This is a genomic window from Atribacterota bacterium, from assembly GCA_039638595.1.
In the GTDB taxonomy this organism is placed as follows: domain Bacteria; phylum Atribacterota; class Atribacteria; order Atribacterales; family Caldatribacteriaceae; genus Profundicultor; species Profundicultor thermophilus.
Genome location: JBDIWM010000049.1, coordinates 1 through 13,239, shown reverse-complemented (window position 1 = coordinate 13,239; position 13,239 = coordinate 1). Strand labels below are relative to the sequence as shown.

At 47.4% G+C, this 13,239-nt stretch carries 18 protein-coding genes and 1 tRNA gene; 3 read left to right on the top strand and 16 right to left on the bottom strand.

From position 1 onward, the window contains the following. Nucleotides 1-560: 560 nt before the first annotated feature. The 7 genes from ABDK92_09635 to ABDK92_09605 form a co-directional block, all read right to left on the bottom strand. A tRNA-Glu gene (locus ABDK92_09635) sits at nucleotides 561-637 on the bottom strand. Between the two features lie 87 nt (nucleotides 638-724). Continuing rightward, nucleotides 725-907 (bottom strand): ferredoxin, encoded by a 183-nt coding sequence (locus ABDK92_09630; GenBank protein ID MEN3186867.1) that lies wholly within the window; start codon nucleotides 905-907, stop codon nucleotides 725-727. Nucleotides 908-972: 65 nt separating this feature from the next. Beyond that, the gene (locus ABDK92_09625; protein MEN3186866.1) at nucleotides 973-1,329 is read right to left on the bottom strand and encodes a metallopeptidase family protein; all 357 of its coding nucleotides are present in this window, start codon (nucleotides 1,327-1,329) and stop codon (nucleotides 973-975) included. Between the two features lie 42 nt (nucleotides 1,330-1,371). Continuing rightward, nucleotides 1,372-2,478: a betaine/proline/choline family ABC transporter ATP-binding protein gene (locus ABDK92_09620; GenBank protein ID MEN3186865.1), complete on the bottom strand. Its 1,107-nt coding sequence runs from the start codon at nucleotides 2,476-2,478 to the stop codon at nucleotides 1,372-1,374. 5 nt (nucleotides 2,479-2,483) lie between these two features. Beyond that, complete coding sequence (locus ABDK92_09615; protein ID MEN3186864.1) at nucleotides 2,484-3,374, bottom strand: glycine betaine ABC transporter substrate-binding protein; 891 nt, start codon at nucleotides 3,372-3,374, stop codon at nucleotides 2,484-2,486. Nucleotides 3,375-3,387: 13 nt separating this feature from the next. Then, on the bottom strand, nucleotides 3,388-4,035 hold the full coding sequence (locus tag ABDK92_09610; GenBank protein MEN3186863.1) for an ABC transporter permease: 648 nt from the start codon (nucleotides 4,033-4,035) through the stop codon (nucleotides 3,388-3,390). Between the two features lie 7 nt (nucleotides 4,036-4,042). Beyond that, nucleotides 4,043-4,390 (bottom strand): cytoplasmic protein, encoded by a 348-nt coding sequence (locus ABDK92_09605; protein ID MEN3186862.1) that lies wholly within the window; start codon nucleotides 4,388-4,390, stop codon nucleotides 4,043-4,045. A 584-nt stretch (nucleotides 4,391-4,974) separates the two neighbouring features. Here ABDK92_09605 and ABDK92_09600 point away from each other — a divergent pair. From ABDK92_09600 to ABDK92_09590, 3 genes are all read left to right on the top strand, one after another. Further along, entirely contained in the window at nucleotides 4,975-5,241 is a 267-nt protein-coding gene (locus ABDK92_09600) for a PKD domain-containing protein (protein ID MEN3186861.1), read from the top strand. Nucleotides 5,242-5,393: 152 nt separating this feature from the next. Next, nucleotides 5,394-5,822 (top strand): Fur family transcriptional regulator, encoded by a 429-nt coding sequence (locus tag ABDK92_09595; protein MEN3186860.1) that lies wholly within the window; start codon nucleotides 5,394-5,396, stop codon nucleotides 5,820-5,822. Nucleotides 5,823-5,839: 17 nt separating this feature from the next. Then, complete coding sequence (locus ABDK92_09590) at nucleotides 5,840-6,502, top strand: peroxiredoxin (GenBank protein ID MEN3186859.1); 663 nt, start codon at nucleotides 5,840-5,842, stop codon at nucleotides 6,500-6,502. Nucleotides 6,503-6,533: 31 nt separating this feature from the next. On the opposite strand, the gene purE is transcribed toward ABDK92_09590, so the two are convergent. From purE to ABDK92_09545, 9 genes are all read right to left on the bottom strand, one after another. After that, entirely contained in the window at nucleotides 6,534-7,034 is a 501-nt protein-coding gene (gene purE / locus ABDK92_09585; protein MEN3186858.1) for a 5-(carboxyamino)imidazole ribonucleotide mutase, read from the bottom strand. 10 nt (nucleotides 7,035-7,044) lie between these two features. Next, complete coding sequence (locus ABDK92_09580; GenBank protein ID MEN3186857.1) at nucleotides 7,045-8,157, bottom strand: 5-(carboxyamino)imidazole ribonucleotide synthase; 1,113 nt, start codon at nucleotides 8,155-8,157, stop codon at nucleotides 7,045-7,047. A 17-nt stretch (nucleotides 8,158-8,174) separates the two neighbouring features. Then, a complete protein-coding gene (gene truA / locus ABDK92_09575; protein ID MEN3186856.1) occupies nucleotides 8,175-9,026 on the bottom strand; it encodes a tRNA pseudouridine(38-40) synthase TruA in 852 nt (283 codons plus the stop codon). Nucleotides 9,027-9,031: 5 nt separating this feature from the next. Continuing rightward, nucleotides 9,032-9,832 carry an energy-coupling factor transporter transmembrane protein EcfT gene (locus ABDK92_09570; protein MEN3186855.1) on the bottom strand — a complete coding sequence of 267 codons (801 nt, stop codon included), beginning with the start codon at nucleotides 9,830-9,832 and terminating at the stop codon, nucleotides 9,032-9,034. Next, entirely contained in the window at nucleotides 9,792-10,700 is a 909-nt protein-coding gene (locus ABDK92_09565) for an energy-coupling factor transporter ATPase (protein ID MEN3186854.1), read from the bottom strand. The genes ABDK92_09570 and ABDK92_09565 overlap by 41 nt, the downstream gene beginning before the upstream one ends. Continuing rightward, nucleotides 10,694-11,521, bottom strand: coding sequence for an energy-coupling factor transporter ATPase (locus ABDK92_09560; GenBank protein MEN3186853.1), 828 nt, complete (start codon nucleotides 11,519-11,521; stop codon nucleotides 10,694-10,696). Before ABDK92_09560 ends, ABDK92_09565 begins: the two co-directional genes overlap by 7 nt. A 59-nt stretch (nucleotides 11,522-11,580) precedes the next feature. Next, complete coding sequence (rplQ, locus tag ABDK92_09555) at nucleotides 11,581-11,934, bottom strand: 50S ribosomal protein L17 (protein MEN3186852.1); 354 nt, start codon at nucleotides 11,932-11,934, stop codon at nucleotides 11,581-11,583. Next, nucleotides 11,885-12,931: a DNA-directed RNA polymerase subunit alpha gene (locus ABDK92_09550; GenBank protein ID MEN3186851.1), complete on the bottom strand. Its 1,047-nt coding sequence runs from the start codon at nucleotides 12,929-12,931 to the stop codon at nucleotides 11,885-11,887. The genes rplQ and ABDK92_09550 overlap by 50 nt, the downstream gene beginning before the upstream one ends. A 21-nt stretch (nucleotides 12,932-12,952) precedes the next feature. Then, a partial coding sequence (locus ABDK92_09545; protein ID MEN3186850.1) for a S4 domain-containing protein occupies nucleotides 12,953-13,239 on the bottom strand: 287 nt, incomplete at its 5' end.

Below are 13,239 nucleotides of genomic sequence, written 5' to 3'. Positions count from 1 at the left end.
CCCAGGCTCAACGGAATGGTGGAAAGGCTCAACCGAACCTTCCGGGAAGAATTCTGGGCATACTACGAGGAGGAGGTTGATCGTAAGACCATGCAATTCCACCTGAAGAGGTGTATAGATATAGAAGTCTCTGGGTTTACCTGAAGGATACTGGACTTGTTGGGTGTCCCACATGATGTGAACCTATACACCATCTCGCCTTTCGTGCTCACTTTATGATAAAATACTTTTTTGAAAGGAGGGAAAAGATGCATTGGCAAAGAAAGAGTAGTTTTGCTCTTCGTTTTTTGCCTTGTGGCTTTTCTGGCGTTTTTCATCTATGCTGGATGTGCCACCGCTCCAACGCCCGAAGAAACCCCACTCCATCACCGACGGCAACGACAATACCCACACCAACACCGGGAGTTCACCGGTACCCCAGGCATACTTACTGCTTTAGAACATCCTTAAAGGAGTTTCGAAGTTGTCTACAGAATCAAAACATCGCCATCGCCTTTGGAAGCCAGGAAAGGAAAAATGAAGAAAACAAAAATCGCTGGAAGCTGTATTCCAAAATAAAATGGCGCCCCCAAGCGGATTTGAACCGCTGCCGCCGCCTTGAAAGGGCGATGTCCTTACCGGGCTAGACGATGGGGGCGCTTCTTTTTACCACCGCAATAGCGAAACTTATTTTATAGAAAATCGTTCCATGACGCAAGTGGCAAAAAGAAAAATTCCCATAAAATTACTCTTTGAGAATGGCACTGGTGGGACATGAATCGATGGCTTCATCGACACAATCTAAACTTGTGTCAGCCCCATTTTTGACAACGCTTTTGCCGTCAGCGTTCATTTCAAAAACATCTGGACAAATCTGCACACAGAGTTCGCAACCGATGCAAAGTTCTTCGTCAACCTTAATGGCCATGGAGTATCTCCTCCCTCGAATAAGATTGGTAAAAGCAAACCAGAAAGATTATAACACAATCTCCGTTAACCCAAAAGTTTCTGGAGTTCAGCTTCACCGAAGCCAAAGTAGTGGCCGATTTCGTGCAGGACTACCTGGCGAACCATCTCCCTCCAATTGCTAGAAGAAGCAAGAATCCGCTCGATGTTTCCAGCATAGATGACAATCTGATCAGGCAAAACCAGGTTATACCCTGATCCCCTTTTGGTAAGTGGCACCCCTCGATAAAGTCCAAGAATGCAGTTCCGACCGACTTCCCTTTTAACGGACTGCGAGGGAGATTCCTCCACCACAAACTCCACGTTATGGAGCTTCTCACGGAGTTCTCGAGGAAGCTCCTCGATGACTTCATAAATAAAAAGCGCCAGTTCCCCCCTGTCCATGAACTCATTATAATATGTCCAAAGAAGGGAGAAAAGAACCTGTTACAATTTTTTACCAGCTGCTTTTTCCAAGCAGTAGCCTTGCAGGTGTGTACAGACAAAGCGAAAGTCAACAATACCTCGGAGAACACCATTTGACGGGTCCACCACCACCACCCAGCTTGTAGAAGTGAGAAACATCCGTCGGAGGACTTCTTCAAATGAAGTCGATGGGTTAACAATAGAGTATGAAAGGCTTCCACCGTCAAGGCGTTCGGCCCCCACAAAGTGACCTTTTCTATCAACCAGGAGTAAAAAATCCCACCCCAAGTCAAGGCTACGCTGGATAACCTCCTCTTTTCCATCAGCCTGACCAACAACCACTACCGGTGGATTTTCCAACATCACTTCCTGAGCAGTAAACATACGGAAAGTCTGGAGAAACCCACCGGTTCCTAAGAATTCTTCTACAAAGGGGGCCGCAGGATTAAAAAGCAATTCCGATGGAGTGCCCACCTGAAGCATCTGGCCCTTACGCATGACCCCGATGCGGGTTCCTAATTTCATGGCTTCCTGAAGGTCATGGGTAACAAAGATAATGGTTTTCTGTAATACCTGGTGCAACCGTAAAAGCTCTCCCTGCAGTTGTTCTCTGGTAATCTGGTCAAGAGCTCCAAATGGTTCATCCATAAGGATGATTTTAGGGTCTGCAGCTAAAGCTCTTGCCACCCCCACTCGTTGACGCTCCCCTCCACTCAGTTCCCGGGGAAAGCGACTCAAATACGACGCGTCGAGACTCACCATTTCCAGGAGTTCCCGGGCTCTTTTTTGACGTTCAGAGAGCGGCCTCCCCATGATAGAAAGGACATAGGTCATGTTCTCCTCCACCGTAAGGTGAGGAAAAAGACCAATATGCTGAATAACGTAACCAATGTGGCGGCGCAATTTGATTGGGTCCCACTGCCGAACTTCCTGACCCTCCACCATAATGGTTCCGGAAGTTGGTTCAATGAGGCGATTCACCATCTTAAGAAGCGTGGTTTTCCCACATCCCGACGGTCCAATAAGACACATAAATTCCCCCTCTTCGATATCGAGGGAAACACGGTCCACCGCCAGGGTGCTTTCCTGGTAGATTTTGCTCGCTTCCTGGAAAGAAACAATGGTCATTGTACCTATAAAAGGCCGTTCCTTTCCAAAAACTCGCGAGCTACATCCTTGGGGTCACGGAATTCCTCATCCACGAGGTAATTCATTTCCGTCATCGCTTCGTCAGTAATTTTCCCTCCCAATCTCCTCAAAACTTCAGCAATGACAGGATACTTTTCCAGAGTCGCCTTTCGCACCACTGGTGCACAGAAATAGGAAGGAAAGTAATGCTTATCATCCTCAAGCACCACCAGGTCGAACTTTTTCAGCAACCCATCCGTAGAAAAGGCATCGATCACGTCCACTTCCCGGGAAACGATGGCCGGATACTTCAGGGCGATGGCCATCTGCTTCACCGATTTGAAACGGAAGCCATAGGTCTTGACCAGGTTATCGTAACCGTCTTTGCGCTCAAAAAAGTCTGGCTCAGCTCCAAATACGTAGCGTTCCGAAACCTGGGCCAGGTCTGAAAAAGTCTTCAGGTTATCTTTTGCGGCCGACTCCCGACGCACCGCCAGGGTAAAAGTGTTATTAAAACCGAAAAGGGGAAGATATGTAAGAGCAAACTTTTCCTCGTACTCCTTCTTCACCTGCTCATAGAGCTCCATGGGATCCGAGACGATTTCCTCCTTGCGCAACACTTCCTGCCACGACGTCCCGGTGTACTCCGGGTAAATGTCGATATCACCACGCACAATCGCCGGGTGCAAGATGGATGTCGTTCCTCCTTCGATGATTAGTCGTTCCACCACAAGATCCGTATGACGCTGTAGCATCTGGACCATGATCTCCGCTAAAATATGAGACTCGGTGAACGGTTTATTGCTCACCACCACTTTTCCCGTTTGGGCATAACCCAAACTAGAGGTTACCCACACCAGAAGAACAACCAAAAGAATTTTCCCCATGGTTTTCATCGTTCACACCCCTTTACATCTGAATTCGCCGTAGTAACTTTTTTTCTAAAAACCCAAGAAGGGTATCAGCCAACACCGAAAGACCAGCCACAAGCATGCTTCCGGCTACAATCAATTCCGTGTAATACGAAGTAATCCCGCGAAAGATGAGTACCCCCAAGCCTCCTGCCCCGATGAAAGCAGCAATGGTGGATACCGAAATGGTCATCACCACCACCGTCCGAAACCCTGCCACAATGAACGGCAGCGCCAGGGGCAACTGTACCCGGGAAAGCATCTGCCATTCGGTACTTCCCATTCCCCGGGCTGCTTCCACAATGGCTGGATCCACATTGGTAATACCCACGTAGGTATTCCGCACCAGAGGTAAAAGTCCATAGATAAACAGGGCAAAAAGTGTCGGCCGTAACCCAATCCCCAGAAGTGGAATCATGAACCCGAAAAGGGCCAGCGCCGGGATGGTATACAGGACCCCAGTCACCACCAGCACCCCCGAGGCCCAGGACCGGAAACGGGTGATGAGAACCCCAAGGGGAATGCCGACCACCCCGATGAGGATACAGGCCACCAGGGAAATGTAAATGTGCTCAAAAAGGCTTTTCAAAACCAGTTCCCGCCGCTCAAAAAGTAAAAGCAGAACCCGCACCAGGAAAGCCATCATTTGTCCCCTATATGGTAATGATGGTGAAGCCTTCTTTTAAAAACCGGTTCATCCCCGGATGTCCCTTCATGTCATCAAGAAGGGGAAGACCCTCTTTTTGCACCGCTTCCAGCACCTTCATTTTCGCCGAACAAGCCCGGCAGGCCCCGGCAATGAGGCCCTTTGATTTTGTTTCGGCATACATCGTATGGAGCATATGAGACGGTTCGGCCAGAATCGGCACAAGCTTAGTCGCACTCCCTTCAAAAATAATTTTCGCCACACCCCCCTTTTCATGGATATCAAGAGCATTCAATAGGACGTGGATGAAACACATCTCCTCATCCCGAAAGACAAAGAAGACCACTCTTTGCATTTCCTCCACCTCGCCCCTTTCTTCTATGTAACCAGTGCAATGAAAAATATATTTCGACCAAGTCAAAATCGGGTGCCAATTCCTCTAAAAAAAGAGAGCCACTTCGTTTCAAAATCCCCTCACCTTTTACCGCTCCTTTTGGTCAAAGCGGTTTTCTTGTTTTTCTTTAAAGTCCCGATCGTTCCTTTAAACCCTATTGTACCCCTACCCAAAGCCGGCATGATGGATGCATCACATCCTAAAATGAATTTTTTTCCTTTTTTGGAGCCTATGTCGATACACCGCTACCCTCCAGGATACTGGTAGGAACTTGACTCAATAAAGTACAAGGCAAAGGAATCCAAAATCCCGAGAAATTCAATTCCAAAACCATTTGCTACCAAGTGCAATAATTGTATTAAGAAAATAACTCGTGTAATGCGCGGTTATCTCGGATACCTGCTCTCAATTACCCTCCATACCTTCTGATAAGGGCGCTTTTGTTTTTTGCTCCCAGAGGCGGGATAATTTCTAATTTCTTCTCTCCTCTATTCCAAAGTTAGTTTGGACGCAAATCGAAAAGGGAGAGGAATTTTGCCCCGGAAGTGACCGTTGAACCTTCTGAAGGTGAATTCCCGGTAGGTACAACCATTACCTTCGTGACCCAGGTCAAAGATGACTACATGGTGAAAAGCTGTCAGTGGTTTGTAAACGGTACTGCTACCTCAGGGTGTACCGGAGGTGCCCAGGGACAGGTCTTTACCCATACCTTTTCTACCGCCGGGACGTATAGCGTGCTGGTGAAGGTATATGACTATGCAGGGAACTGCTCCTATGGGGCGTCGGTGATCACCATCATCAAAACAGAATAACCATTCCACATTTTCCTGGCAAACTCGACATATAACTGCGAACGCTTCTGAGTTGCTATTTTTTATTCAAAATAAAATAATTCTAAATATTGACAAAATAAAAATATTAAATTAAAATAAAAGCATAAATTTTCAAAATTTGGGAGAAAGTTATGGAGAACAAAACCGGTTATTTGAGGGAATACCTGCACAAGCATGGGGTGAAACCTTCTTCTATAAGGATGGTGGTCCTCGATTACCTTTTAAGCCGGAGAACCCATCCCACAGCGGAAGAGGTGTATGCAGCACTGTGTCAGGAACTCCCTTCTGTGTCACGGGCAAGCATTTACAATACTCTGGAATTGTTTCATCGGAAAGGGATTGTGAAGACCATACCCACTGAAGGGCGAGAAGCACGCTACGATGCCGACCATTCCTTTCACGGCCATTTTGAATGCAAAGCCTGTGGAAGAATCTACGATTTTTCCCTCCATCTCGATAATGTGGATTTACGGGAACTCGAGGGTTTTATGGTCAGAGACAAAGACATCTACTGTCGGGGGCTCTGTCCACAATGTCACTCAAATCAACAGAATACATAAGAAGGAGGCTTGTAAACATGGAAGAAGTAAAAGGACTTACGGTGATTGGGGAACAATTTCCCTCGGTAACGGTGAAAACCACCCAGGGAATGAAGACACTCCCTAAGGACTACGCTGGGAGGTGGTTTGTGCTATTCAGCCATCCTGGAGACTTTACACCGGTCTGTACCACCGAATTCGTGAGCTTTGCGAAAAAAGCGGATGAATTCAAAGCTCTGAATACAGAACTCATTGGGCTTTCCATCGACCAGGTCTTTGCCCACATCAAATGGACGGAATGGATCAGAGAAAAACTGGGAACACCAATTCCCTTCCCAGTCATTGCTGATGACCTGGGAAGACTGGCCCAAGCCCTGGGAATGATTCACCCCCAGAAAGGGACAAACACCGTCCGGGCTGTTTTCGTGGTCGACGATAAAGGAATCATCCGGCTCATCATGTATTATCCCCAGGAGGTGGGGCGAAACGTAGATGAAATTTTGCGGGCAGTCAAAGCCCTTCAGGTGAGCGACAAAAACGGGGTGGCCTTACCAGAGAACTGGCCTAACAATAACCTCATCGGTAACAAAGCAATCATCCCTCCTGCAGGAAGCGAAGCTCTAGCCGCAGAACGCATGGAAAAAGCAAAAAAAGGCGAGATGGAATGCTTCGACTGGTGGTTCTGCTATAAAAATCTGTGAATCAGAAACAGGGTGCGCTGAAGCACCCTGTTTACCTTGTAAATTCGCGAAAAACTGCTCTTGATCGCTCTTCAACAGCTGTACGGAGGTTTTCTCTATATTCCCGGACATGCTGGCGAATCTCGGGAAACTTGATCCCCAGTATTTCGGCAGCCAGGATTCCGGCATTTTTCGCACCATTGATGGCTACCGTGGCTACAGGCACACCTGGAGGCATCTGAACGATGGAAAGGAGCGAATCTAGTCCCTGAAGCGATGCAGTTCGAATTGGGACACCAATCACTGGTAAAAACGTGAGTGAAGCCAACATCCCAGGAAGATGCGCTGCCCCACCGGCACCAGCAATGATCACTTCAAGACCACGCGATTCAGCCTCTTTCGCGTACCGGAACATCCACTCCGGGGTTCGGTGTGCCGAAACCACGGTCAACTCATAGCTCACCCGGAGCTCCTCTAAAATATTACCCGCCTCCTGCATGACTTCCAAATCCGAGTCACTTCCCATAACGATACCGACAAGCGGTTTTCTCAATTTTCCCACCTCACGACCTGATTTTCAAAAGTTTTTTCACCTTCCAAGCCTTCACTATTGCATCCTCGAGGGACTGCGCCACCACTGTCACATGGCCCATTTTCCGAAAAGGTCGGGTTTCCTTTTTGCCATAAAGATGAAACGAAACGCCGGGAATGCTCAATGTCTCTTCCAGGCCTTCCACTGAGGGAACTCCCCGGTATCCTTTCTCTCCCAAGAGATTAACCATCACCGCCGGAGAAAGGAGAGTCGTATCACCAAGTGGAAGCCCACAAATAGCCCGTAAATGTTGTTCAAACTGCGAAGTAACACAGGCTTCAATGGTAAAATGACCAGAATTATGGGGTCGTGGAGCCACCTCGTTCACCAAAAGCCGGCCATCCCGGGCAAGAAACATCTCTATGGCAAAAATACCAACTCCATCCAAAATTTCCACGCATTTTCTGGCAATAGATTGAGCTTCAGAAGCTTTTTCCCGAGAAATCCGTGCCGGAGCAAGTACCATGTCACAGATATGAGCTGTTTGTTCAAAGAGCATTTCTACCACAGGGTAAAAGGCAGTTTCACCCGTTTGACTTCGGGCCACGAGCACCGATAACTCCTTTTCAATCAGCACGTACTCCTCAAAGAAGGTCGGACCAGAAAGTCCTCTAACAAAGTCTTTCTCATTCTGGATGATGCACACTCCCTTCCCATCATACCCACCGTAACGGGCTTTCTGCACCAGAGGAAAACCAAAGGAAGACCAAACTTTTTGCTCTTCAAAGGAAACAAAACGGGGGACGGGAATACCACCTTCTTGCAGCATAACTTTCTGCCGTAACTTATCCTGAATAACGGCGAGAACCAGGGGCGTTGGTTGAATCTTTTCCACACCAGGCATATTTTTCAAGAACTCGGTATCCACGTGCTCGATATCGTAGGTCACAACGTCACTCTGCGCCACAAGCATTGCTAAACTCTTTCTATCGAAAAACGAAGCCGTAATCTCCCGGTCAGCAACCTGCCCCGCCGGTGAAGATGATTCTGGGTCGAGAACAGTTACCCAGAAGCCCATTTTTTTCGCTTCCTGGGTCATCATCTTCCCCAACTGTCCTCCACCAATAACACCAAGGTGAAACAAAGGCCAGGAAAACCTTCTCAACGGATTCCCTTCTCCCTTCGAGAGGGATTATAGCACACCTCAGTCTTCCTCCAGAGCGGAACCACAAAACCGCTATCTCTGAGCACAAAACCATAATAGGGATTGACGTCAGGGTATTCCACGCTCATAAGATAAAGACCATGAGGTGGAGCGTTAAAGCGGTGATGGGAATAGGATGGGTGGAAGAGCATGTAGTACAAGTCATCAATTCTCTTTCGACCCAGACCCATCATGAGAAGCTCACCAACCAGAAAACGAACCATATGGTAGAGAAACCCATCAGCTTCAATATCGAAAAAAAGAAACGGATGTTCCTGACGTACTTCGAGCGTAAAAATAGTCCGTATCGGAGAACCATTTCCCTCCCGGGGGGAACTGAAAGAGGTAAAATCATGAGTACCCAAGAAAATCTGCCTTCCCTCTTGTATCTGCTGGACATCGATATCGATTTGTCCTAAATAGTACACATAATTTCGCAGAAACACGGGAAGCATTTGCTCCATAAAAACCACATATATGTATCTTTTCCGGACTGCACTCTTACGGGCATGAAAATCGAAGGGAACCTCAAAAAGATTGATGGGCTTTATATTTTTAAAAAGGCGCGCCTTAAGAACTCGAAAAATAACTTCCTCTGGTAAAGATGAATTGGTCCGGAAATTGACCACCTGTCCGATCGCATGTACACCAGCATCGGTTCTTCCTGAAGCAATAACCCGGACGCGCTCTTGCAGGATTTCACTGAGGGTTGTTTCCAGAATCCCCTGAACGGTCCTTTTCTCTCTCTGAATCTGCCAGCCGGAATAGGAAGATCCATCGTACTCGAGAGCTAAAAGCAGATTCCGCAAGTCAATCACCAGGGGAAGGGAAGAAGTTGAACAAGAATCACAATGGCCAGAGAGGTGAAAAGGAAAACGTAGTCTTTGGTGCGCATCTTAAGCACACGCAATCTCGTTCTTCCCACCCCTCCTCGATAACACCGTGACTCCATAGCAATGGCAAGATCCTCAGCCCTTTTGAAAGAATTAACAAAGAGGGGTACAAGGAGCGGTACCAAATTTTTTGCTCTCTGAACGAGGCCTCCAGCCTCGAAATCCATTCCCCGAGCTTTTTGAGCTTTTAAAATTCGATCAGCCTCTTCAAGAAGGGTGGGAATGAAACGAATAGCAATGGTCATCATCATTGCCAACTCATGGGCTGGGAATCCCCATCTTTTAAACGGACTCAGGAGGTACTCCATGCCATCGGTGAGTTCCACTGGAGAAGTGGTGAGAGTAAGAAGGGCCGTACACACGACAAGAAGACAGAGTCGCACGATGATAAATAGACCCCGTTCAAGACCCTCAAGAGAGATATGGATTGGTCCATATTCAAAAAGATAGCGACCTGGTGTGAAAAAGAGATGCAAAACTAAGGTAAAAAGAAGGAGAATGAGAACCGGCCTCAAGCTCCGTACCACGTATCCGAAAGGAAGATGCGCCTGAAAGGTAAGAACGAGGAGGAAAAGACCCAATGAGAGAAACGCCAACCATTGTTCCATAAAGAAGAGAGCCACAACGGTAATACCAACAAAGAGAATTTTCACCCGGGGATCCAGACGATGGATGGGAGAATCAAGAGGGACGTACTGACCAATCACCACGCTTCGACCCAGCATATGCTCTCTCCCCTTTCTCCAGAATTTTGACCCGGATTTCTTCAGCCAGCTCCGCCGGAGTCAATACCTCAGGGTTGATATCAAACCCCTTGGAACGAAGAAGCGAAGCAACCTGAGAAACAACAGGAGGTAAAATTCCAAACCGTTTGATAAAATCCCCTTGCGAAAAGGCCACTCTGATTGGACCATCAAAAGCAATCTTTCCCTGATCCATGATTACGATTCTATCCACAATTCGTACCAGGTCTTCCATGCTGTGGGAAACAATCACAAGCGTCAAGTTATGCTCTTTCCGAAGTTTCCAAAGCTCTCCCAGAATGAGGCGCTTACCCTGTGGATCAAGGCCTGCGGTGGGTTCATCAAGAACCAAGACCTCGGGTTGCATAGAGAGGATGCTGGCAATGGCCACTCTCCTCATCTGACCACCACTAAGCTCAAAGGGGCTTTTATCCCTGAGGCCGGCAAAATCCAGTCCAACCATCTCCATAGCCCATCTGACCCGCTCTTCGAGTTCTTTCCCTTCCACACCCGTGTTTTTCGGTGCAAAGGCAACTTCCTGAAAGACATTTTCTTCAAAAAACTGGTCCTCAGGATACTGAAAAACGAGGCCCACCTTCCGCCGAATGGTCTTCAGGGCTTCTCCCTTTATTCTGGTATCAATACCTCCTACCAGAACCTGGCCTTCCTCCGGAACAAGAAGACCGTTAAAGTGTTGTACCAGAGTTGATTTCCCACAACCGGTTCTTCCCACAATACCGATACTCTCACCCTGAGCAATGACCAGAGAAACTCCTTCTAAGGCTCTCACCTGAAAAGGGGTACGAGAGAGATACGAAAAGAAAACGTTCTGAACCTCAATCAGCATAGCTCAAGTACCAGTTCCTCAATATGGAGAGGAAACACAGAAAAGCACGAAGGATGATATTTTTTTAAAATAAGCGCTGTCTCAACAATCTGGGGAAGCTCTAAACCCCACTCGATGATTTTCTCCCCCAGAGAGAAAACCTCCCGCGGTGTTCCTTCGACCATTACTCTTCCTTCGTCCATAACAATCACTCGATCAGCGTACACCGCCTCTTCAATCTGATGGGTGATGTGCAACACGGTGATGGTATCCCTCAATTTTAGCAGTAAATCCATGAGGTCTTTCCTCCCCTCCGGATCGAGCATGGAAGTTGCTTCATCAAGAACGAGGTATGCCGGACGCATAGCCAGCACCCCGGCGATGGCTATTTTTTGCTTCTGCCCTCCTGAGAGGGTATGGGGTTCTTTTTTTTCGTATCCCCTCATACCAACAATCTCAAGAGCCTCATTCACTCGAAGCCGAATTTCGGCCGGAGGCAAACCCAGATTCTCCGGACCGAACGCCACATCCTCCTCCACAGTGGTAGCAATAAGCTGGTTATCGGGGTTCTGAAAAACAAGACCAACCTTCCGGCGAATTTCCCACAGATACTGTTCTTCCTTCGTGTCCATTCCATCAACGAACACCGATCCACGTTTTGGAAGTAGAAGGGCATTACAGTGTTTTGCCAGGGTGGATTTCCCTGATCCATTCCTTCCCAAAAGAACCACAAATTCTCTTTCGCGGATGGAAAGGCTGACGGTATTAAGAACAACCCCAGGTTGTTCTTTTACGGTTTCTTCTTCTCCATACCAGAAACTGACGTTTCGAAACTCAATCATATTTTTCCGTCCCCATTAGAAAGGGTCCAAATAATCATCCCCCTCTAATGGGGGAATATTTACTCCACGATTTCTACCAGCACAACCGGAGCCCCGTCTCCGACCCTGTGGCCTAATTTGATTAATCGGCAGTACCCTCCTCGCCGCTCTCGAAAGCGAGGAACGATACTCCGAAGAAGAGTTTTAAAAGCCTCTTTATCCCGCACCCAAGATATCACCTGTCTCATAGAAGCGTTATCGCCTTCAATAGCCAGAGACACAATCTTTTCAAAATATCTCTTTAGGACCTTGCCTTTTGTTTCGGTCGTTTCAATTTTTCCACTTTTTATGAGCGAAACCAGCATGTTGGCAATCATGCTTTCTTTATGAGAGGTCGTCCTCCCTATCTTCTCCGTTCTCTGACGGTGTCTCATCGGTTACCACCTCGTTTTTCTTTTCCTCGAGCTTATACCCAAATCTGTTCACCTTCTCAATGATTTCTTCATACGTTTTCTGACCAAGGTTTTTGATCTTTTTCAGATCCTCAGGACGAGTGCGAATAATTTCCACCAATTCCTTTACCGTGTGAATGCGAGCTCTTTTGAGACAGTTGAGCGCTCTTACCGACAATTCCAAATCTTCTACACTGATTTCCTTTTCTTCACCACTCACCATCTCTTTCAGGATTTCCTTTTCCAGAACGCCTTCTTCAGTCCTTGAGCGCAGAAGCCTCGAAAGAAGGCTGAATTCTTCCACCAGAAGGTCTAATGCTGTTTTAAAAGATTGCTGAGGACTTACCGCACCATTGGTCCAAATTTCCAAAATCACTTTGTCATAATTGGTAAATTGCCCAACCCGAGTATCCACAATCTGGAAGTTGACCTTTCGCACCGGAGTAAAGATGGCATCAACTGGGATGACATTGTGTTCATAGGCTACTTTTTCGGTTGCTTCCTGATATCCCTTCCCCCGGGAAACAAACAGTTGCATGGAGAGACGAGCATCTTCGTCAATTTCAGCAATATAATGGTCCAAATTAACAATTTCAACATCGCTTACCGGAACGATATCACGAGCGGTAACCTTCCTCAAGGACCCAGGTAATCCATTAACCTCAAGACGGAGCACCTTTTCTTCTTCAGAGTAAGACCGCAGTACTAAACCCTTCAGATTAAGGATAATGTCAGTCACATCCTCACGCACCCCGGGTAGAGGGGAAAACTCGTGAATCACTCCATCAATTTTAACTGCGGTAACCGCAGCACCCTCAATGGAGGAAAGAAGCACTCTCCGCAGAGCATTTCCTACCGTAATGCCCCATCCCGACTCCAGGGGCTCAATGGAAAACCGCCCATACTGTTCCCCGGTAATCGGGTCCTCCCTGAACTCCAGAACATCAATTCTGGTCACATCCCTAAGATCCTCTTGCATTACCAAACACCTCAAATGTATTTACTTGGAGTAAAATTCAACAATCAACTGCTCCTGGACTGGGTAATCGATATCTTCCCGTCGAGGATTACGAAGGATTCTTCCCTGCAAGGAGTTTCTATCAAATTCCAGCCATCCCGGAGTGGGAACACTTTCTTTCTCTTCCAGAATTTCTTTAATCTTACCGTTCGCTTTTCCGCTATCGGACAGCTCGATAACATCTCCTTCCTCTATCAGATAAGAAGGGATATTCACTCGCTCGCCGTTCACTTTGACGTGACCGTGAGAAACAATTTGTCGAGCTTCAA